This window comes from Ruegeria sp. HKCCD6119 (genome assembly GCF_013110585.1).
Taxonomy (GTDB): Bacteria; Pseudomonadota; Alphaproteobacteria; order Rhodobacterales; family Rhodobacteraceae; genus Ruegeria.
Map to the genome: position 1 here is coordinate 991,703 of NZ_WVQV01000001.1, position 20,163 is coordinate 1,011,865.

Annotated in this window: 20 protein-coding genes; 10 read left to right on the forward strand and 10 right to left on the reverse strand. The window is 56.7% G+C overall.

The annotated features are described in order from the left end of the window. Positions 1-33: 33 nt before the first annotated feature. From GS611_RS05035 to GS611_RS05055, 5 genes are all read left to right on the forward strand, one after another. Positions 34-906 carry an ATPase gene (locus GS611_RS05035; protein WP_171613846.1) on the forward strand — a complete coding sequence of 291 codons (873 nt, stop codon included), beginning with the start codon at positions 34-36 and terminating at the stop codon, positions 904-906. 36 nt (positions 907-942) lie between these two features. Next, positions 943-1,860 (forward strand): homoserine O-succinyltransferase, encoded by a 918-nt coding sequence (gene metA, locus GS611_RS05040; protein ID WP_171632856.1) that lies wholly within the window; start codon positions 943-945, stop codon positions 1,858-1,860. Further along, positions 1,850-2,815 (forward strand): alpha/beta fold hydrolase, encoded by a 966-nt coding sequence (locus GS611_RS05045; protein ID WP_171632858.1) that lies wholly within the window; start codon positions 1,850-1,852, stop codon positions 2,813-2,815. Before metA ends, GS611_RS05045 begins: the two co-directional genes overlap by 11 nt. Positions 2,816-2,852: 37 nt before the next feature. After that, positions 2,853-3,722, forward strand: a complete 870-nt coding sequence (gene ppk2 / locus GS611_RS05050; RefSeq protein WP_171632860.1) for a polyphosphate kinase 2 — start codon at positions 2,853-2,855, stop codon at positions 3,720-3,722. Positions 3,723-3,835: 113 nt separating this feature from the next. Continuing rightward, positions 3,836-4,450, forward strand: coding sequence for a TetR/AcrR family transcriptional regulator (locus GS611_RS05055; RefSeq protein ID WP_152457804.1), 615 nt, complete (start codon positions 3,836-3,838; stop codon positions 4,448-4,450). A gap of 5 nt (positions 4,451-4,455) precedes the next feature. Here GS611_RS05055 and GS611_RS05060 read toward each other — a convergent pair whose 3' ends face one another. Together GS611_RS05060 and GS611_RS05065 are read right to left on the reverse strand one after the other, a co-directional pair. After that, on the reverse strand, positions 4,456-5,514 hold the full coding sequence (locus GS611_RS05060; RefSeq protein WP_171632863.1) for an adenylate/guanylate cyclase domain-containing protein: 1,059 nt from the start codon (positions 5,512-5,514) through the stop codon (positions 4,456-4,458). Next, the gene (locus GS611_RS05065; protein ID WP_152457802.1) at positions 5,511-5,879 is read right to left on the reverse strand and encodes a group 1 truncated hemoglobin; all 369 of its coding nucleotides are present in this window, start codon (positions 5,877-5,879) and stop codon (positions 5,511-5,513) included. The genes GS611_RS05060 and GS611_RS05065 overlap by 4 nt, the downstream gene beginning before the upstream one ends. Positions 5,880-6,281: 402 nt before the next feature. Here GS611_RS05065 and speB point away from each other — a divergent pair, with 402 nt between their 5' ends. Then, positions 6,282-7,256 (forward strand): agmatinase, encoded by a 975-nt coding sequence (speB, locus tag GS611_RS05070; protein WP_171632866.1) that lies wholly within the window; start codon positions 6,282-6,284, stop codon positions 7,254-7,256. A gap of 32 nt (positions 7,257-7,288) precedes the next feature. On the opposite strand, the gene GS611_RS05075 is transcribed toward speB, so the two are convergent. The 7 genes from GS611_RS05075 to GS611_RS05105 all read right to left on the reverse strand — a co-directional run bounded on the left by GS611_RS05075 (position 7,289) and on the right by GS611_RS05105 (position 15,526). Further along, complete coding sequence (locus tag GS611_RS05075; protein WP_171632869.1) at positions 7,289-8,509, reverse strand: aminopeptidase P family protein; 1,221 nt, start codon at positions 8,507-8,509, stop codon at positions 7,289-7,291. 162 nt (positions 8,510-8,671) lie between these two features. Next, positions 8,672-9,883, reverse strand: a complete 1,212-nt coding sequence (locus GS611_RS05080; RefSeq protein WP_171632871.1) for an ABC transporter permease — start codon at positions 9,881-9,883, stop codon at positions 8,672-8,674. A 5-nt stretch (positions 9,884-9,888) separates the two neighbouring features. After that, positions 9,889-11,163, reverse strand: coding sequence for an ABC transporter permease (locus tag GS611_RS05085; RefSeq protein ID WP_171632873.1), 1,275 nt, complete (start codon positions 11,161-11,163; stop codon positions 9,889-9,891). 72 nt (positions 11,164-11,235) lie between these two features. Then, positions 11,236-12,327, reverse strand: a complete 1,092-nt coding sequence (locus tag GS611_RS05090) for an extracellular solute-binding protein (protein ID WP_171632876.1) — start codon at positions 12,325-12,327, stop codon at positions 11,236-11,238. 108 nt (positions 12,328-12,435) lie between these two features. Then, positions 12,436-13,536 carry an ABC transporter ATP-binding protein gene (locus GS611_RS05095; protein WP_171632879.1) on the reverse strand — a complete coding sequence of 367 codons (1,101 nt, stop codon included), beginning with the start codon at positions 13,534-13,536 and terminating at the stop codon, positions 12,436-12,438. Between the two features lie 137 nt (positions 13,537-13,673). Continuing rightward, a complete protein-coding gene (locus GS611_RS05100; RefSeq protein WP_171632882.1) occupies positions 13,674-14,384 on the reverse strand; it encodes an aspartate/glutamate racemase family protein in 711 nt (236 codons plus the stop codon). Continuing rightward, positions 14,381-15,526, reverse strand: a complete 1,146-nt coding sequence (locus tag GS611_RS05105) for a Xaa-Pro peptidase family protein (protein WP_171632885.1) — start codon at positions 15,524-15,526, stop codon at positions 14,381-14,383. Before GS611_RS05105 ends, GS611_RS05100 begins: the two co-directional genes overlap by 4 nt. Before the next feature lie 194 nt (positions 15,527-15,720). Between GS611_RS05105 and GS611_RS05110 the strand changes: the two genes are divergently transcribed. After that, the gene (locus GS611_RS05110) at positions 15,721-16,905 is read left to right on the forward strand and encodes a M24 family metallopeptidase (protein ID WP_171632887.1); all 1,185 of its coding nucleotides are present in this window, start codon (positions 15,721-15,723) and stop codon (positions 16,903-16,905) included. A 33-nt stretch (positions 16,906-16,938) separates the two neighbouring features. Here GS611_RS05110 and GS611_RS05115 read toward each other — a convergent pair whose 3' ends face one another. After that, positions 16,939-17,781 (reverse strand): LysR family transcriptional regulator, encoded by an 843-nt coding sequence (locus tag GS611_RS05115; RefSeq protein ID WP_171632889.1) that lies wholly within the window; start codon positions 17,779-17,781, stop codon positions 16,939-16,941. A gap of 106 nt (positions 17,782-17,887) precedes the next feature. On the opposite strand from GS611_RS05115, the gene GS611_RS05120 reads away from it, so the two are divergent. Genes GS611_RS05120 through GS611_RS05130 form a run of 3 tightly spaced genes read left to right on the forward strand, consistent with a single transcriptional unit; the run spans position 17,888 to position 20,161 of the window. Beyond that, positions 17,888-18,487: an amino acid synthesis family protein gene (locus GS611_RS05120; RefSeq protein WP_171632892.1), complete on the forward strand. Its 600-nt coding sequence runs from the start codon at positions 17,888-17,890 to the stop codon at positions 18,485-18,487. Beyond that, a complete protein-coding gene (locus tag GS611_RS05125) occupies positions 18,459-19,247 on the forward strand; it encodes an alpha/beta fold hydrolase (protein WP_171632894.1) in 789 nt (262 codons plus the stop codon). Before GS611_RS05120 ends, GS611_RS05125 begins: the two co-directional genes overlap by 29 nt. Further along, positions 19,244-20,161, forward strand: coding sequence for a flavin reductase family protein (locus tag GS611_RS05130; protein WP_171632897.1), 918 nt, complete (start codon positions 19,244-19,246; stop codon positions 20,159-20,161). The genes GS611_RS05125 and GS611_RS05130 overlap by 4 nt, the downstream gene beginning before the upstream one ends. Positions 20,162-20,163: the final 2 nt, after the last annotated feature.

Consider the following 20,163-nt stretch of genomic DNA (forward strand, 5'->3'; position numbering starts at 1 on the left):
GATTTAGCAAAGGCAAAAAAGGGACAGCACAAGATGATCTACAACTCAGCCGAAGACTGGCGCACGGCAAGCCGCAAGAAGGTGCTGTTCTTTGGTATGTCCGGTCTGGGCAAGACATATGTCTCGAACATTCTTCGGGACTCAGGGAACTGGTTTCACTACTCGATCGACTATCGCATCGGCACCCGGTACATGGGCGAATACATAACCGACAATGCGAAGGCCGAGGCGATGAAAGTCCCGTTCTTGCGTGACCTGCTCCTGTCGGATTCCATTTACATCGGCTCGAATATCTCGTTCGCGAATCTGACTCCGGTCGCAGCCTATCTGGGCAAACCGGGCAACCCTGCCCTTGGCGGATTGGAAATGCCGGAATACCGCCGCAGGCAGGAACAGTTTCGGCTGGCCGAAATACACGCTCTGCTGGATACCGAGTATTTCATCGACCGGGCCGAGCGATTGTACAAATACCCCCATTTCATCTGCGACACCGGTGGATCGATCTGCGAATGGGTAGACCCCGAAGATCCGAACGATCGGGTACTGTCCGAGCTTTCGCAACACACCCTGATGATCTGGCTGAAGGGGGATGAGGAACACACGGCAGAGCTTGTACGCCGTTTTGACAAAGCCCCAAAGCCGATGTCCTATCAGGCCGAATTCCTGACCAAGGCGTGGACAGATTATCTGGATCTGCAAGGCTGTTCGGAAGCGGATGTTGATCCCGATGATTTCGTCCGTTGGACCTATGCACAGGCCTTGGCGCACCGCCAGCCGCGTTACGAAGCCATGGCGAACAACTGGGGCGTGACGATTGCCGCCAACGACATCGGAAAAATCCGCGATGCCGCCGATTTCGATGAGTTGATCGAACACACACTTGAGACGACGCGCAATAACGCCTAACTACCAGTTTTCACTGATCTCTTAGAAGCCTGACATATGCCCATCAAAATCCCATCGGAACTGCCTGCTTTTGACGTCCTGACCAAAGAGGGCGTCATGGTCATGGACGAAGATCAGGCAATGCGTCAGGACATCCGCCCGCTGCGCATCGGATTACTGAACCTGATGCCCAAGAAGATCCAGACCGAAAACCAGTTCGCGCGTCTGATCGGGGCAACCCCGTTGCAAATCGATCTGTCTTTGATCCGCATGACCGAACACCGGACCAAGAACACCGCCGCCGAGCATATGTCCGAATTCTATCGCCCGTTTCAGGAGATCAAGGATCAGAAATTCGACGGCCTGATCATCACCGGTGCCCCGATCGAACATCTGGAATTTCATGATGTCACCTATTGGGACGAAATCAGCGAGATCTTCGACTGGACCCAAACCAACGTGCATTCCACCTTTGGTGTGTGCTGGGGCGGGATGGCGATGATCAACCATTTTCACGGTGTCAAAAAGTACATGCTGGACGCAAAAGCCTTTGGGTGTTTCCGGCATCGCAACCTGGACCCGGCGTCTCCGTTCCTGCGCGGTTTCTCAGATGATTGTGTCATTCCGGTCAGCCGATGGACGGAAATGAAACAGGATGAAATCGATCGCGCACCCGGGCTGAGGACCCTGTTGGGCAGCGACGATGTCGGCCCCTGTCTGGTCGAAGATCCCGGCCATCGCGCGCTGTATATCTTCAATCACTTCGAATACGACAGTGATACGCTGAAACAGGAATATGATCGGGACGTCAGCAACGGCACGCCTATCAACGTGCCGATAAACTATTACCCCGATGATGATCCATCCAAAACGCCGCAGAACCGGTGGCGCAGTCACGCACATCTGCTGTACGGCAACTGGATCAACGAAATCTATCAGACCACGCCTTTCGACATGACAAAAATTGGCCACTAAAGTCTTGATATCCCTTGGCCTGGCCGTTCTGGGCCTTGTCATACTGACAACCTGGCGCAGCGCCCGGAACGAAGCGCTGGCCGAGGCGGCTTTCCCCCCCGAGGGTCGGATTCTGGATGTGGGCGGCATCGCCGTGCACGCCGTGGTCATGGGGGACGGCCCTGATGTCGTTCTGATCCATGGTTCCAGCGGGAACACGCGCGACATGACCTTTGCGCTGGCCCCCATTCTGGCCAGGTCATACCGCGTGATCGTTTTTGACCGACCGGGCCTGGGCTATTCCGAAAGCTTCAATCCGGATGGCGAAACCATCATTGAACAGGCGGATATCCTGCAACGGGCGGCGGCTCAGCTTGGTGCGGAAAAACCCATCGTGGCCGGGCAGAGCTATGGCGGATCGGTCTCGTTGGCCTGGGCCGTGACCCGACCCCAGAATATCTCGGCTCTGGTTCTGATCGCCCCGGCCGCTATCCCATGGGAAACGCCTTTGGATGGGTTCAACCGGCTTGCGTCAACCACGGCGGGCAATCTGCTGGCCTTGCCCTTGATCAGCTCTTTCGTGCCCGAGTGGTACGTCACACAGGTGTTGGACAAAGTTTTTGCACCGCAAACGGCGCCCGAAGGTTATGCGGAACATTTCGGGCCCGGGCTGACGATCCGGCGTGGCTCGATGCATGCAAACGCCAAGCAGCGCGCCAACCTGCTGGACGAAATTACCCGTCTGCAACCCAGATATGGCGAGATCTCCGTTCCGACGGAAATCATCCACGGAGCGGCCGACGACACCGTTGGTCTTGAATGGCATTCTGAACGTCTGATCGAACAAATCCCCGGGGCCGAGTTGATCGAGCTACCGGGTGTCGGTCATATGCCACAGGTGGTCGCGGCACCCGAGGTGGCCGCCGCGATAGATCGCGCGGCGCAGCGCGCGGGTTTGCGTTCACCCACGCTCTAATCCATAGTTAGATATGGATTTTATCGCGAGGTGACATATGGCCCGGTCAGGAAAAGGCTCAATCGAGAAGTATTTTCTGAAAGACGCGCCCAGATCTGTACGGGAAGAGATTCAAAACGCGAAAAAAGGCGATATTCTGAACCCGACCTACCCGTATTCCGAAAAAATGAAGACCAAGGATTATGAAGAGCAGATGGACCTGCTTCAGATCGAATTGGTCAAAATGCAATCCTGGGTCAAGGAAACCGACCAGCGGGTTGCCATCATTTTCGAAGGCCGCGATGCCGCCGGCAAAGGTGGCACCATCAAACGGTTTCGCGAAAACCTGAACCCGCGCGGCGCGCGCAACGTTGCGCTGGCCAAACCATCAGACGCCGAACGCAGCCAATGGTATTTTCAGCGCTACATCCCGCATCTGCCCGCCGCAGGAGAGATCGTGTTCTTTGATCGCAGCTGGTACAATCGAGGTGTCGTCGAGAATGTCTTTGGCTTCTGCACTCAGGAACAGCGTGAGAGGTTCTTCCGTCAGGTCCTGCCACTTGAAACGGGCCTGGTGAATGACGGCATCCATTTATTCAAGTTCTGGCTCAATGTCGGGCGCGCAGAACAACTGAACCGTTTTCTGGCGCGCGAAAACGACCCTTTGAAGCATTGGAAGCTCAGCGCGATCGACATCGCAGGGCTGAGCAAATGGGACGAATACACGCAGTCGATCTCGGAAACCCTGACCCGGTCGCATTCTGATGCCTGCCCGTGGACGATTGTGCGTTCTGACGACAAGAAACGCGCGCGGCTTGCGGCCATCCGAACGGTTCTGCATGCCTTGGACTATGATGAGAAGGACGAGAAGAGTATCGGCGAGATTGATGCCCGTATCTGCGGTGGCCCGGATATGTGGGAGGCGTAAATTGTCTCCCCGCCCTGCCCCGTCGATGCCTTCACGATCATGTATTGGACGACAATGCGTCGGTGGTCTATGTCCTTGTCTTCCAACACGCAATCAATGCAACTGAGGCCGGGATGACGAAACGCGGTTATCACCACGGAAACCTGAAGCAAGCCCTGATCGAGGCTGCCTTGTCCCTGATCGAAGACAAGGGCCCGACCGGTTTCACGCTGTCCGAGGCGGCCAAAACGGCCGGTGTCACGCCTGCCGCCGTCTACCGTCATTTTCAAGGGCGCGAGGACCTGATTGCCGAAGCCGCACGGCAGGGGTTTGAGATGTTCGCAGACCTGATGCAATACGCCTATGACGAGGGACAGCCTTCAGCCCTTGCCGCTTTTGAAGCAACGGGGCGTGCGTATCTGGCTTTTGCGCGCAAAAATCCCGGGCATTACATCGCCATGTTCGAAAGCGGGATTTCCCTGAACCGGACACCCGAATTGTCCTTGGCCGCCAATCGGGCGAAGGCCGTTCTTGAAAAAGCGGCCGCGGACCTGTCCCAGCATATTCCGCCTGACAAGCGCCCGCCCGCATCGATGTTCAGCGCCCATATCTGGGCGATGAGCCACGGCGTCGTCGAGCTGTACGCCCGAAATACCGGCGCAACTTCGCCTTTTCCTCCCGAAGATTTGCTGGAAAGCGGTATTGGCATCTACCTGCGCGGTCTGGGCCTGATCCCCCAGGACGAGTGACGCGGTCAGAACGAACGGCTGCCCTGAGGCATACTCAAGCCCGATGTCACGTTGATCAGATCCATCTCACCCATGCCCTTGATATCAACGCACCCCAGATCCGAGACCTGAAACTCGTCAATCAAGGCATATTTCATCTCTTCCGGGGCCACGATGTTCATGGGGTTGGCAAAGACCTGCAACCGGGACGCGATGTTTACGGCAGGGCCAAACACGTCATAGACATATTTCTGAATGCCAACGACCGATCCAACCGCCGCACCCATCCCCAATCCGATCCGCGCCTGCCACTTATGCGGATGGCTTTCGTTGCGGCGTTCGAGATAGCGCAGGAACCTTACCGCACAATGCGCCACGGCGGTCGCATGATCCGGTGTTGGATCGGGCATGCCTGACACGGCCAGATAAGCATCACCGATCGTTTTTATCCGCTCACACCCGAATTGTTCCACGATCCGGTCGAAAGCCGTGAAGATGTCGTTCAGTTCACTCAAGGTGACCGTCGGGTCGGTCTTGGCCGCAAAATCCGTGAACCCGACAAAATCCAGCATCACCACCGAAACCTGCTGATACAGCTGCGGTGTGACAACGCCGAACGTCTTGAACTCTTCATACACGGCTCGGGGCATCAGGTTCAGCAACAGGCGTTCCACTCTTTCCTTTTCGCGCTCAAGCTCTCGGGTGTTGCGCTCGACCATGGTGGAATAGCTGTCGATCATGCTTTCCAATTCGCGAATGCGAGTGATGTTCTGACATTCCACAATCAGCACCTGCTCGGACAAGCCATTGGCCAGTGAGACGGCGACTGCAAAGATCAAGGTCCTGCGTTTCGGCTTTATCTGCAATTCGACCGAGTACCGAAGGCCGGACTGCTTTACATCCTCCAGTTCCTTGGGGTCGAGATCCGGCAGAACGTCGCTTAAGGTGCTGCCCTTTTCAGGAGTGCCGAACCATTCCGTGAAAGGCCCGTTGTGAAACACGAATTGCAGGTCGGATGCGCGCACCACGGCGACGCCGACTCCGATCGCACGCAGCAATTGCTCGTTTATCGCCAGAATGCTCATGCCGCGTTCCGGGTGACTATGATCGAACGTTTGCCTTCGATTGCGGTCAGCGCAGTTTTGATGTCTCCGTCGGACATGCCATGCTGACTTAGCGCGTCGCCAAACAGCTCGGCCATGACGTCAAACTCATTGTGCGAAATGTTCAGATGCCGATGAACTGCTTCGATCCTGTCATCACTGAAAGATGCGGGCCCACCAATCAAGGACGAGACGAACTTGGTTTGATGGTCGATCAGGCGCGGCATATCAATGTCTTCGAAATGATGGCCGATCTCATCCGAATCCAGCGCCATTTCATAGAAGGTCATCACGACCCGGCTGATCGTTTTGAAACCGCCATATTTCTCATAAAGTGTCTGTGCCACACGAATACCCGCGCGTTACCAATCAATAACCCCACAACTTTATATCAAATCGATATTTTTGTTAACGCTTATGATTTTCTGGCCCAGACGGATCAAAAACCGTCTTGCTGAAAAGGAAAATCTGCCAGAGCACCGCTGAGGCCGAAGGGGATCTTTCATACGTTCTTTGGGTATGGGAAATGAAAGAAATGCAACACCATCAGCGGGATTATCTTTTGACTGATCTTGAAGCGCTCTGATGGGCTGGGCCGGATCAGCTTTGAACGCAAGCCAGCCCGCCCTTCTGGAAGAAAATTTCCTCTGGTCCCCCAAAATCCGCCGTTCAAAGAGAATTTGGTTTCAAAACGGCGTGTCCTCATGTTCACATGCAGGAAAACGGCACAACAATCGAAAGGACCCAAAGTGCAGGAACATGGATATGCGTCCGGGCGACTGAATCTTCCTTTTGTCGGAATATCGACCTTCGCAAAATCTCCATATGTCGAGAACTGGGACAGAATCGAGGCCGACGTTTGCGTGCTCGGCGCGCCGTTCGACTTTGGAACCCAATGGCGCCCCGGCGCGCGTTTTGGTCCTCGGGCCGTGCGAGAGGCATCGACCCTTTTCAGTTTTGGCCATGCCGGCGCCTATGATCATGAGGATGACGCTACCTATCTGGACAATTCGGTTCGGATCGTCGACCTGGGCGATGCGGATATTGTCCACACCAAGACCGAGACGAGCCACAAGAACATAGCCTTTGGCGTGCAGAAAATTCTCGAGGCCGGGGCACTTCCGCTGGTGATTGGCGGTGATCACTCGGTCAACATCCCCTGCATTTCCGCATTTGAAAGCGACTGCGCTGAAAACGGCCCGATCCATGTTGTTCAAATCGATGCGCATTTGGACTTTGTGGATGAACGTCACGGCGTCACCAACGGGCACGGAAATCCCATGCGCCGCGCGATCGAGAAAGACTATGTTTCAGGGATGACCCAGCTGGGCATTCGAAACGTATCGTCCACCGCCAAGGAAGGGTATGACGACGCGCGTGCGCGCGGATCGGACATCCTGTCCGTGCGGCAGGTTCGCAGATTGGGAACAGAGGCTGTTCTTGACCGCATTCCCGAAGGCAAACGGTACTATGTAACGATCGATATCGATGCGTTCTGTCCCTCGATCGCGCCAGGAACCGGCACTCCGAGCCACGGAGGGTTCTTGTACTATGACGTTCTGGAAATCCTTCAGGGACTGGCGAAAAGGGGCGACGTGGTGGGCATCGATCTGGTCGAGGTGGCCCCCGCCTACGACCCCACTGAAAGCACTCAGATTCTGGCGGCACAGCTGCTGTTGAATTTTCTGGGTTTCATTTTTCACGAACGTGCCCGACGCGCGTAAAAGCGGGTGGAGCAGAAGCTCCACCCCAAACCTCAGGCGTCGATAATGTTGTGTCCCGGCCCGTAGGGGAAGCCTGTGATGTTTTCGGCTCCGTCTTCGCCCACAACCAGAATATCGTGTTCCCTGTAGCCGCCTGCACCGGGCTGGCCTTCGGGGATCCACAGCATCGGCTCGATCGAGACCACCATGCCGGGTTCCAGCACTGTGTCGATGTCTTCACGGAGTTCCAAACCGGCTTCGCGACCATAGTAGTGGCTCAGAACACCAAACGAGTGCCCATAGCCGAAGGAACGATATTGAAGCAGGCCTTCGTCGGCAAAAAACCGGTTGATCTCGGCGGTGATACCGGAACAGGTGGCACCGGGTTTGATCAAGCTCAGGCCAAGTTCATGCGCGGCCACATTGGCCTTCCACAGGCGCAGACTGTCGGCATCCGGCTCGCCCAGGAACAGGGTCCGCTCCAAGGCGGTGTAATAGCCCGAGATCATCGGAAAGGTGTTCAGCGAAAGTATATCGCCTTTTTGCAACGCGCGTTTGGTGACCGGGTTATGCGCGCCGTCGGTGTTCAAACCCGATTGAAACCAAACCCATGTGTCACGGTATTCAGCATCCGGATAGGCTCGCGCGATTTCCACTTCCATCGCGTCTCGACCAGCCATCGCGATTTCGATTTCGGTTGCTCCTTCGCGGATTGCGGCATGGATCGCAGCACCACCCACATCGGCCGTGCGCGCTCCTCCCTTGATCAATTCGATTTCTTCAGCGGATTTGATCATCCGCGCGGCCATGGTGTCGGCCGCGATGTCAACCAGTTCTGGCTCGCCCAGCATGTTCAGCGCCGTGTCCCGCGCTGCAAGCGTCATGTGGTCGCCTTCGATGCCGATCCGCTTTGCATTCCCGATCAGGCTCGCAACTGCCCGCCAGTAGTTGTCGCGTTTCCAGTCAGTATAAATCACGTTGTCTTCAACCGACCGGCGCCAGGGTTGCCCGGCATCAATATTGGCGGAAACGGTGGTGCAGTTGTCTTGGGTTACAACACAGCCATAAGGGCGCCCGAACGCACAGTATAGAAAGCCCGAATAATAGGCGATATTCTGCATCGATGTCAGCAGCACCACCGGGATATCCCGCTTGGCCATAATCGCGCGCAGCTTGCCAAGACGGCGGTCATACTCAGATTTGCTGAACGGCAACGGGGCTTTGTCGCCATTGTGGCAGGTGAAGAACTGAGGGCGGTTAGAAATGTCAGTCATCCTTGGTCTCTCATCTATGCCGGGCGTGCATCTCCCGGCCACATGTCCCGGCGTTCAGGACAGGCGGTCTCGGGGTCCGAGAGCCGATCACCTCCGTAGTCGCCGCGACGCCATCGCGGCAGAGATGAACAGGTGAATCGTTAGATCAGACGGTTTGCTGCGTCAAGCGGGCGAAAGACCTCGCAGACGCTCCGACCGGCGCCGCAACAGTTCGACCGTCGTCAGCAGGGCAATGGACAGGACCACGAGGATTGTCGCAACCGCTAGAATGGTTGGACTGATCTGTTCCCGCAGGCCGGTGAACATCTGCCACGGCAACGTCTTTTGCGATGAGGATCCCACAAACAAGACCACGACCACTTCGTCGAACGATGTGATGAAGGCAAACAGGCCGCCCGAGATTACGCCCGGCAATATCAACGGCATCTGTATCTTGAAGAAGGTCCGCACCGGCCCGGCGCCCATATTGGCTGCCGCCCGCGTCAGAGATCGATCAAAGCCCACCAGTGTTGCCGTCACGGTAATGATCACAAAGGGAATACCCAGCACTGCGTGGGCCAGGATAACTTTCAGATAGCCTACGAAGTTCTTGTTCATGCCCAGTGTTCCTTCGAGGAAACGCCCTATATCACTGTAGAAAAAGAACATACCCGTCGCCGAGATGATCAGCGGAACAATCATCGGCGAAATCAGAATTCCCATGATCGCACGGCGTCCGGGAACGTGAGACTGGCTGAGCCCGATCGCGGCCAGCGTTCCCAACGTTACCGAGATAACCGTCGCAATCGGCGCGATGATCAGCGAGTTCTTGAAGCTGCGCTGCCATTCGTTGTTGGTGAAGAAATCACGGTAATGCTTCAGCGAATAGCCTTCGGGATCAAGCCGCAGCATCTCGGGCGTGAAGGTAAAGAAATCCTGCGCGTTGAAAGACAACGGCAACACCACCAGAATCGGCGTGATCAGGAACACGAAGATCGCACCACAGGTCACGCGAAACAGGTAGTGATAGAAAACCTGCTGTGCCGTGAGATACGGCAGCAGCTTGCGCCGATACCGCCCCTCGTACAACCAATAGATAAACCAGGCGAAAAACCAGCCGCCGAGCAGGCCCAATACACCGCCCATCAGACCGGCCATTATGAAACCTATGACGCCGAACCCGATGATATTGATCCAGCGTGCGAGGTTTTCGTTCTTCACGATATTTATGTAGACCCAGGCCAGCCCCGCGATCAGGACGGCCCCGCCCAGTATGCCCAGAAGGACCGAACCATTTCCGGCCCCGACGAAAATGCCGGCAAATGCCCCGGCAAGTGCGACACTGGGCAAAACCATGGACATGGGTTTGCGGGATATCGGTGTCAGTGCTGCCATCTTGATTATCCCAACTTCACGTTATCGATGCCCACGATCTTGTCGTAGACCCAGTAGAGCAACAGCACGACCGCCAGAAGGATCGTACCCAAGGCCGCGGCCAGCCCCCAGTTCAGTGAGGACGAGATGTGATAGGCAATCCGGTTCGAGATGAAGACACCCTTTGTGCCGCCCACGATCTCGGGCGTGATGTAGTACCCAATCGCCAGAATGAACACGAGGATCGAACCGGCACCGATTCCGGGCACGGATTGCGGGAAGTAGATGCGCCAGAACGTCGTCCAGTTCGTTGCACCCATGGATTTGGCCGCGCGTGTATAAGACGGCGGAATGGTCTGCATCACCGAATACATGGGCAGGATCATGAAGGGCAGCAGGATATGTGTCATCGCGACGATAGTGCCGATCTGGTTGTTGATTATGATAAGGCGAGCATCATCAGCGACCAGCCCCAGCCAAACGAGGGTATCGTTAATAACCCCCTGTTGCTGCAACATGACCTTCCAAGCGGAGGTTCGCACCAGAAGGGACGTCCAGAAGGGCAAAAGGACCAGTATCATCAACAGGTTAGATACCCGCATAGGCAGCGTCGCCAACAGATAACTGACAGGGTAAGCAAGCAGGATACAAGCACCCGTAATCACGAGCGACATGAACAGAGTACGTCCAAAAAGCTTTATCAGGATTTGCTTGTCTTCAGGTTGAGCCTGCGCGCCTTCCGGGGTTCTGCGCATGTCGACGGCATTCAGGAAGTAACCATTGGTAATCACAGGTGAGTGGGTCTTGATCACCCGCCAGGTTTGCGGATCTCCCCATCCGTCATGAATCTCGATCAATGTTTCCTTGAACGGCCCATCCGTTTCAGGATCCAGTTTTTTGATCTGGCGCCCAGACCTGCGGAACATCGAAGACATGCCAGTCTCTTCGTAGTTCAAACGCGAACCGAGCCTTGTGTGTTCTTTGTTGTCAATCGCGACGATCATGTCGCGGACAAAGGCCTCGTAAACATCCTCGCCCGGCAACTCACCCGACTGTTCGTCCCAGTTGTTCAGGGCTTCGACGGTCAAGGGAAGTGTGTCGGACACGATGCTGTTTTCAACGGACCGAAACAACATCGATGCAATGGGAACGATGAATGAAAGCAGGACAAAAAGAAGAAGCGGCGCAATCAACATCAACGCCCGGAGCTTCTGCCTGCGTAGAGAGCGCGCCAGCGACTGCTTGAGCGGTGTTCCATCAGCGGCCAGCATGGGGCCCGCGTTTTGGGTGGCGTCAGTCATTGTTGTCCCTTGGCTTTTCCTGGGTCAGGGGCAGTTTCCCGCCCCTGACAGTGTCACCAATTCAAAACCGGCTTATTGCGCCAGCCACGCCTGGAATTTGGCGTCGATGTCGTCACGGTAATCCGCCCAGAACTCGTAGTTGTACAGGAACGTGTTCTTGGCGTTTTCCGGATCGGTTGGCATATGGGGCGCCATATCGATACCCAGTTCGGCATGCTCACCCACCAGCGGAGCCGACGATGCACGGGCCGGGCCGTACGAGATGTACTTGGCCTGATCCGCCAGACGCTGGGTGTCGGTCGCAAAGCGGAGGTAATCCAGCGCGCGTTGCTTACGCTCTTCGCTCAGACCGGCGGGAATGATCCAGCCGTCAATATCGAACACCTGCGCATCCCACAGCATGGCGACGGGCTGGTTCTGCTCCTCGATCACGCTGAACAGACGACCGTTATAGGTCGAGCCCATGATGACCTCGCCGTCGGCCAGCAGCTGGGGTGTGTCCGCACCGGCGGACCACCAAACAACACTGTCTTTGATGGTGTCCAACTTGGCCAGAGCCTGATCCTGACCTTCCGGAGTGGCCAGAACGTCATAAACTTCGTCCTTGGGAACGCCGTCGCAGATCAGTGCCCATTCCATGTTGTTGATGGGGCGTTTCTCCAGCGAACGTTTGCCCGGATAGGTTTCCAGATCGAAGACGGCGCAGACGTCCGTCGGCGGCGTGTCACCAACCAAATCGGTGCGGTATCCGAACGTGGTCGAATACACGATGCTCGGGATGTAGCAATCGCTGACGATCAGATCACCGAAGTCTTCAGATGCCGGCGTGCCATCGGGCGCCGGGGCCAGCATCGCGTCATGGTCGATTTCCATCGCCAGACCTTCGTCGCACAAGCGGATCGCGTCAGACGCCACGACATCGACCACATCCCAGGTGATGTTCCCCGCTTCGTTCATCGCGCGCAGCTTGGCCACCGCCTCGTTCGAGCTGTCATCGTTTAGAATGGTGACGCCGGTCTTTTCCGAATAGGGCTCGTGATACGCCTTCAACTGCGATTTGGAATAGGCCCCGCCCCAGGAAACGATGGTCATTTCCTCGGCCGAAACACCACCCGCCGCAATGGCGACGGCGGCCGTTGTCAGAAGGGTTTTGGTTGCTTTCATGTGTAAATAACTCCCAGTTAGTCCCGTTTATATGTGTGGTCAGCTGATGCACGGGCCTTCATCAGCCGGTCCCTCTGATAGAGCTGTGCTTGTTTCGCGCAGCTTGGTCTATGCGTCGAGCGCACGACAATCCTGGGCCAGCCAGCCGATCTCGATCTCCTGACCGGGGGTCAGGCGGACGGCATCTGGCGCGTTCCGGGTCTTGACGATGAACTCATCATTTCCTGCAACGGACATGCGGAAACGGAATACGTCACCCATGTAGATGAATTCTTTGACAGTCGCTTTCAGCGTATGAGCATCGGCGTGCAAGCGATCCTTGTTGAATTCCACCCGCTCAGGCCGGATTGACACCTTTGTCCTTTCGCCCGGATTGTGAACGTTGATCGGAACCGCGTCGATCTCGGACCCATCGTCCAGCTGGACAAGGCATGTGTCGCCATCAATCGATTTAACGACACCTTCCAAAGTGTTGTTTTCCCCGATGAATTGGGCAACAAAGCTGTTTTCGGGTTCTTCATAAAGCTGATCAGGCGGTGCAAGCTGCTGAATGCGGCCATCGTCGAACACGGCCACACGATCCGACATCGTCAATGCTTCGGTCTGGTCGTGGGTCACATAAACCGTGGTGATTCCCAATTCGTGCGCAAGACGTGTGATTTCGAACTGCATATGCTCGCGCAGCTGCTTGTCCAGTGCGCCCAGTGGTTCATCCATCAACACCAGTTCGGGTTCGAAAACCAAGGCGCGCGCCAAGGCTATTCGTTGTTGCTGACCGCCAGACAACTGAGCCGGGCGCCGGCCTCCAAACGCCCCCATCTGAACCATGTCCAGGGCACGTTGTACCTTTTCATCCCGTTCAGACTTGCCCAACTTGCGGACTTCCAAGGGGAACGAGAGGTTTTCGGCCACTGTCATGTGGGGAAACAGGGCATAGTTCTGGAAGACCATGCCAATCCCACGCTTGTGTGGAGGGATATTGTTGATGGGCTTCCCATCAAGAAGGATTTCGCCATGAGTGGCGGTTTCGAATCCGGCAAGCATCATCAGGCAGGTTGTCTTTCCAGACCCGGACGGCCCGAGCATGGTTAGGAATTCGCCTTTTGGCATTGCAAGGTTGAGATCTTTGACGACGAGATTCTCGCCATCATAAGATTTTTGTACGCGTTGAAATTCAACAAACGCGGCATCGGTATTTGTGTCGGTCACAAGACCCCCTGTTGCGTCAAATGATTATCCGAGTGTTGCGGATTTCATTGATCTGTAGTCAGCAGTTAAGACCATGCAGTGGGCACTTGGCAACAATAGATGACGCTTTTGCGAATTTTCATGTCATTTCTGCTGTTTCAATCAGCAAGATTGAGGCGGCACATATGCCATGCAAGGCTTTGATTACTTGAAAGAACTGGCTTACCGATCCGCTTGCGAATCTCAGGAATCGCTTCAATCGTGCGCAGGTTGGTACAGCTGAGGAAAACGGCCTCGACCGATGGATCAGATCCCAGTTTCGTCGCGGCCTCGATCACCGACTGCACAGAAATCCGAGCAACCTTTGCCTCTTCGGCCTGCCCGAATGTCCCGAAAACATCCATGGTTATCCCGTTCTCCGAAAACGCGGCACGCAGCGGTACGTTGACCTCTTCGATGTAAGGCGACAGCAACGCAAACCTGGACACCCCAAGATCCGCGGCGCAGGCCGTGGCCGCGCGCAAAGGGTTCGTAACCTCTTTTGTATTGCACGACTGTTTGACAAGTTCCTCCACACGTTTTGAACCAATGACGGAACTTGCGGACGTGCAGCCATAACCCACCACCTCGAAAGGACGCGCGCTGGGCAGCAACCCTGCCGCCGCCGGCAGGGCCTCTTCCATCTCGGACAGACTTTCTGGTGTCACTTCAATGCCGCTGGGTATCCGTGTTACATACAACGGGTTTTTCCGGTCCGAGAAAATCTTGCCGAACTCCGGCTCAATCGTCTCGTCGACCTGAAGAACAATCAATCCAAGCGGCGGGGCTTGCGGGTCGTCCTCGTCAAGCGTGTATGGCACGTAGGTCATAGCTGGATCATCTCCGGCCCGATACGCGGGCTGATAAAGCGCGGAACATCGTCTGTTACGACGATGTTTTCTTCGTGAACCAAGATCTTGCCACCAACCGCAATGCCCGGCTCCAAGGTCAGCACCATGCCCGGCTCAAGAACGGTCTGGTCCGTCGGGATGAGCGACGGCCATTCGGTCAGCGACATTCCCAACCCATGCCCCGACCGACCGGCATCTGTGCCTTCGGACGCCTTGGTCAGCACCGTGTTCATGGCATGAAACAGCTCTGCTGCGGTGGCGCCGGGGCGCGCGATTTCGAATGCAGCATCCGACGCCTCAATCAGTCTGGCGTAAGCAGATTTCACGTCCGGACTTGCCGGGCCGACAGACCAATTGCGGTCGAAGTCACTGAAATAGCCATCCCAGACCAAGCCGGTGTCAAGCATCAGTACATCGCCAGCCTTCAAGGGGGACGACGACGCCGGAGAAATCACGTCAGAGTAACCGCCCTGCTCTGCCCCACCTGCGAGATACGGCACCCAGTCCGCGCCCTCTTCCAGACAGAGTATCTGGAAACCGCGAAATACTTCATCCAAAGGCACGCCAACCCGAGCAACCTCGGGAACCCGGGCGAAGGCCCGACCGGCTATGGCGCATGCGGTTTCGATCTTGGCGATTTCCGCCTCGGATTTGACCATGCGAAGTTGGCGCAAAATACCGTGATCTCCGGTGATGTGGCGCGAACCGAGCCTGTTTCGCAGGCGTTCAATATCCGACATGGGCATACGCGCGTGCGTCTCGTGACCATCGGGCATTCCGATACGGCCTTTGGGGGGTGTCAATTCCGTCAGGGTGTCCGTCAAAAGCGAGACGCCGTCATCCTGAAGATCGGGTGAGCTCCACGTTCGAATGTCATCGATCCAGGTTTGCCCCATCAACGAGGCGCCGATCGAGGGGATGACTGCAACCGGTTTACCAACCGCAGGCAGGATCAGGAACCAAGGACGGGTCGGGCTTTCCCAGAATCTGGTCAGGTATCCGGTAAAATAACGCACGTCGGTTTCCGTGGTCAGCAGCAGCGCCGACAGGCCAGCGGCATTCATCATCACCTGTGCGCGTTCGGTGCGCGCTGAGAATTCTGCTGGCTCGAACCCTCTCATCCGGCGACCTCAGAGGTGGGGCGCCGCATGCAGCCTGAAACGTGGAAATGACACCGCTTGAATGGCCCGATGCTTCGGCCCGTTCGGTGCGGATTGATATCGGTTTTCATGCAGCCCCCTGAATTTTCGTTCGTTGACGTGAGCGGATCGGTAGGGTTCTGTCAACCAAAGTCTTTTGTTGACCGGAGGCGCCAATGACCCACTCTGATCCAGCCTTCAGCCGGGCGGAATATGATCGCCGTCTTGCCAAGACCCGAAAGGCGATGGCCGCAAAAGGAATTGATTGCCTTTTTGTCGAAGACCCTTCGAACATTGGATGGCTCACCGGGTATGAGGGCTGGTCTTTTTACGTTCACCAAGGTGCCTTGATCTTTCTTGACGCGGACCCGATCTGGTGGGGGCGCCGGCAGGATGCAAACGGTGCGCTGCGCACGGTGTGGATGGGGGACGATCGGGTTTTTGGATACGCGGATCACTTCGTGCAGTCGACCACACGACATCCAATGCAGGATCTGGCCAAACTTATTGCGGACTGCGGACACGGCCAAAGCCGCATTGGGGTGGAACTTGACAATTATTACTATTCGGCCAAAGCCCATATTACTCTGACGACGGAACTGCCCGGGGCAACCCTGATCGATGCAACGGCCTTGGTCAACTGGCAACGGGTCGTGAAATCTGACGAAGAAATCGCCCTGATGCGCAAGGCGGCCCGGATTTCAGAGTTTGTGACTGACGGCGTGCTTGAGCGCGTTGAACCCGGCCTGCGCAAGAACGAGCTGGTCGCACAGATTTACCATGACGCGATAACGGGCGTCGGTGATGACTGGGGGGATTACGCAGCCATCGTCCCACTTTTACCGTCAGGGTCAGACGCCGCCGCGCCGCATCTGACATGGAATGGAGATGTGTTCAAATCGGGCGAATGCACCTTCTTCGAGCTCTCCGGCTGCTACCGCCGATATCATGCTCCGTTCTGCCGGTCGGTATTTCTGGGTCAACCGCCTGATTATCTCAAAAGGGCTGAGGCGGCCTTGGTTGAAGGGTTGGAAGCGGGTCTGGAGGCTGCGCGCCCCGGCAATCGCGCAAAAGATATTGCCAAAGCGCTGGCGGCGCCTCTCGAACGTGCGGGGATCGAACGCGGCGCCCGCTGTGGTTATCCTGTCGGCCTCAGCTATCCTCCGGACTGGGGCGAACGCACGATCTCGCTGCGGGAAGAAGACAATACGATCCTCGAATCTGGCATGACATTTCACTTCATGCCCGGGCTCTGGATGGACGATTGGGGGCTTGCGATCACCGAAACCATCCTGATCAAGGAAAACGGTCCCGCAGAGTGTCTGTGCAAACGACCACGCAAAGTATGCGTCAAGCCCTAAGAGATATTCGAACGATCCAAGGCCCGCGCTTGATCAAACACGTATCTGATCAAGCAACCAGTCACGAAATAATGCGGCCGCTGGATTGCTGGCGTCAGCGGAAAGATAATACCCTTCGTTGCAGTCTACAGTGCTGTCATGTGCGCTTTCGACAAGACCGGTTATCATCGCATGTTTCGCCAGGAACTCGCTGATTAGGGCAACCCCACTGCCATGAACCGCCAATTGAAGCGCCATGCCGAACGTATCGACGAAAACGGCAGGCTGCCGCTGCACGCCCTGCTTGTCGAACCACGACTTCCATCCGCTTGACGTGCCGACTGCCTCTATCAGGGGAAGGTCAAACGGATCCCCTGCAAGCGTCGGCGCCTTGAGAGCGACAAGCCTGTCCGGCCACAAACGTTCGCCCCCCTTGCCCACTTGTTTTTCCGATCCGAACCTGACCTGAACGTCAGCTTGCGACGCGTGGAAATCGTCAGGCCAGATTGCACTGAGCAGCCGCACACTGATCTCTGGATTACGTGCGGTGAAGTCCGCGAGGTTTGGGGCGATGACCCATTGCGCGACGCTGACAGATGTGGCCACTGTCAGGACATCTCCTGGTGCGCTAGCGTCGGCCCTTCCGGCGGCGGCGGCTAGCGCCTCAAGCGCACTGCCGACTTCGGGCAGCAGTTTCCGCCCTGCATCCGTCAGGGCCAGACTGCGCGGATGCCTTATGAAAAGCGCTGTCCCCAGACGCATCTCAAGGGATTTCACCTGCTGACTGACTGCCGATTGGGTCAGGCCGATTTCCTCGGCCGCTGCGGTAAAACTCAGGGTCCGGGCCGCCGCCTCGAAGGATCGGAACCAGGTCAGGGGGGGAAGTGATTTTGCCATTGATCAAGTTAGCCATTAATCTTTTTAATGCGAAAGCACATAATTCAATCATTTGTCAAAAATCACACCCGTTTCTACCTTTTCCCAGCGCGACAGGAGAGGTGTGATGAAGCCGGAAATACGCAAGATTGTAACCTACGAGGAGGAAGTTCTTGTCGAGGGATTTCGCCCTGCGGAAATCCCATGGCGCATGTTCGCCGTGGCCGCAGTGATTACCAATCCCTGGGCGGGTCGATATGTCGAAGACCTCAAACCGGAAATCCACGCATATGGCCCCATACTGGGAAAGATGATGACGGACCGCATGATCGCGTTGGCCGGCAGTGGCGACACAATCGAAGCCTATGGCAAGGCAGCCGTCGTCGGATTGAATGGCGAGGTCGAGCACGCCTCGGGCATTATTCATACCCTTCGGTTCGGCAACCACTACCGCCAGGCGGTCAGCGCAAAATCCTATCTGGCTTTCACGAATACGCGCAGCCCCGCAAATGCGCCGATAATGGTGCCATTGATGGACAAAAACGATGCCGGGCGGCGGTCTCACTACCTGACCGTTCAATTCTCGATCCCGGACGCACCGCGCGACGACGAAATTGTGGTGGTACTGGGGGCGGCAACATCGGGCAGACCGCATCACCGTATCGGCGACCGGTATCAGGATCTCAAGGATTTGGGTCATGACGTGGACAACCCGGCCGCGGTCTGAAATCGGCGGGCTGGCCGCCATTCAGGCAGGCACAGGTCCGGACATCCTGTTGCTGCACGGGGTTGGCCTGCGGGCCGAAGCCTGGGGTGCGCAGTTGGACGGTTTGGCGTCTGTAGCTCGACTGACAGCGCCGGACATGCCCGGTCACGGAGAAAGCCCACTGAGTTTTTTCGGCACGGAACTGTCGGAATACAGTGATGCTGCACACAACGTGCTTCGCGATCTGAACGGGCCCGTCCTTGTTGTCGGCCACTCGATGGGCGCAATGATCGCATTAGACCTTGCCACCAAGGCGCCCGACCGGATTTGCGGCGTCGTGGCAATGAATGCCGTTTTTGAACGCGGCGCAAAGGCCGCGCTGGCGGTTCAGGAACGAGCGGCGGGGCTGGATGGGGAAACACCGGTTGATCCAACCAGCACGCTGCGCCGGTGGTTTGGTGACATCGGTTCGCCTGAACGTGATGCCTGCCGCGAATGGCTGACGGCAATGGATCCGGCTGCTTACAAGCTGGCCTATTCGGTTTTTGCCCAAAGCCGAACTCCGCGGCGCGACGCGCTGGAGAAACTCGCCTGCCCCGCGCTGTTCATAACCGGCAGTCAGGAGCCGAACTCCACCCCAGACATGTCGCACAAAATGGCCGAAGTCACCCCGAACGGCCGCGCGCTGATCATCGATGGGGCGGCCCATATGATGCCGATGACCCATGCAAATCAGGTCAACGCTGCCATTTCCAGCTTTCAAAGCGAGGTGCAATCATGACCGAACATGATCCCCGCGACCTTCGGCGGGCATTCGGCAAATTCATGACCGGCGTGACCGTCGTTACCACGCGCAGCGCCTCTGGCATGGCCCTGGGCTTCACGGCAAACTCCTTCACTTCGGTTTCGCTCGACCCGCCGCTGTTGATCGTCTGCCCCGGCAAGAACTTGTCTTCATACGGCGAATTCTCGACCTGCACCCATTTCACGGTGAGTGTTCTGGCCGAGGGGCAAGAGGATGTGTCCAATACCTTCGCCGGCTTCAAAGGTGACCGGTTCGCCAAAACCGACCATGATCTCGACGCGCGAGAGATCCCTTTGATCAACGGCGCGGTCGCAACATTTTCCTGCCGGACCCACCAAGTGATCGAGGCAGGAGACCATTGCGTTCTGATCGGACAAGTCGAAGCCTATTCCCACAACGACCACCCGGCGCTGGGCTACGCGAACGGGCAGTACTTCAGCCTTGGCCTGGAACGCGGCGCACTTGAACCGACGGGGCGCAGGATCGTCTGTGGCGCAATCATCGAACACGAAGGCCGCGTGCTGCTTGAGAAAACGGAAGCCGGTTTCAGGCCGCCGCAGGTCACATTGTCCGACCGGCGACAGTTGCGCAACGGCCTGTGGCAGAATCTGCATGATCGTGGCATCGACGCACGTCTTGGCGTCGTCTACTCGGTCTATGACGATGCCACAGCGCATCATGTCTACATATTGGGCAATGCGCCGGAACTTCCCAAACACGGCAAGCTTGAGGCCGTCGCGATTGAAGACCTGGCAACCCTTTCCTACACGACGACGCCAATCACCACCATGATTTCCCGTTTCGCGCTGGAAAGCCGGACCCGCGACTTCTCACTGTATCTGGGCAGTGCGCAGCTAGGCGACGTGCACAGCTTTTCTGAAAGGACCTGATG

What these genes read in the sequence shown, in the direction of transcription:
- GS611_RS05035 (WP_171613846.1), top strand. Translation starts at nt 34, where the DNA reads ATGATCTACAACTCAGCCGAAGACTGGCGCACGGCAAGCCGCAAGAAG.
- metA (WP_171632856.1), top strand. Translation starts at nt 943, where the DNA reads ATGCCCATCAAAATCCCATCGGAACTGCCTGCTTTTGACGTCCTGACC.
- ppk2 (WP_171632860.1), top strand. Translation starts at nt 2,853, where the DNA reads ATGGCCCGGTCAGGAAAAGGCTCAATCGAGAAGTATTTTCTGAAAGAC.
- GS611_RS05055 (WP_152457804.1), top strand. Translation starts at nt 3,836, where the DNA reads ATGACGAAACGCGGTTATCACCACGGAAACCTGAAGCAAGCCCTGATC.
- GS611_RS05060 (WP_171632863.1), bottom strand. Translation starts at nt 5,514, where the DNA reads ATGAGCATTCTGGCGATAAACGAGCAATTGCTGCGTGCGATCGGAGTC.
- GS611_RS05075 (WP_171632869.1), bottom strand. Translation starts at nt 8,509, where the DNA reads ATGACTGACATTTCTAACCGCCCTCAGTTCTTCACCTGCCACAATGGC.
- GS611_RS05080 (WP_171632871.1), bottom strand. Translation starts at nt 9,883, where the DNA reads ATGGCAGCACTGACACCGATATCCCGCAAACCCATGTCCATGGTTTTG.
- GS611_RS05085 (WP_171632873.1), bottom strand. Translation starts at nt 11,163, where the DNA reads ATGACTGACGCCACCCAAAACGCGGGCCCCATGCTGGCCGCTGATGGA.
- GS611_RS05090 (WP_171632876.1), bottom strand. Translation starts at nt 12,327, where the DNA reads ATGAAAGCAACCAAAACCCTTCTGACAACGGCCGCCGTCGCCATTGCG.
- GS611_RS05100 (WP_171632882.1), bottom strand. Translation starts at nt 14,384, where the DNA reads ATGACCTACGTGCCATACACGCTTGACGAGGACGACCCGCAAGCCCCG.
- GS611_RS05105 (WP_171632885.1), bottom strand. Translation starts at nt 15,526, where the DNA reads ATGAGAGGGTTCGAGCCAGCAGAATTCTCAGCGCGCACCGAACGCGCA.
- GS611_RS05110 (WP_171632887.1), top strand. Translation starts at nt 15,721, where the DNA reads ATGACCCACTCTGATCCAGCCTTCAGCCGGGCGGAATATGATCGCCGT.
- GS611_RS05115 (WP_171632889.1), bottom strand. Translation starts at nt 17,781, where the DNA reads ATGGCAAAATCACTTCCCCCCCTGACCTGGTTCCGATCCTTCGAGGCG.
- GS611_RS05120 (WP_171632892.1), top strand. Translation starts at nt 17,888, where the DNA reads ATGAAGCCGGAAATACGCAAGATTGTAACCTACGAGGAGGAAGTTCTT.
- GS611_RS05125 (WP_171632894.1), top strand. Translation starts at nt 18,459, where the DNA reads ATGACGTGGACAACCCGGCCGCGGTCTGAAATCGGCGGGCTGGCCGCC.
- GS611_RS05130 (WP_171632897.1), top strand. Translation starts at nt 19,244, where the DNA reads ATGACCGAACATGATCCCCGCGACCTTCGGCGGGCATTCGGCAAATTC.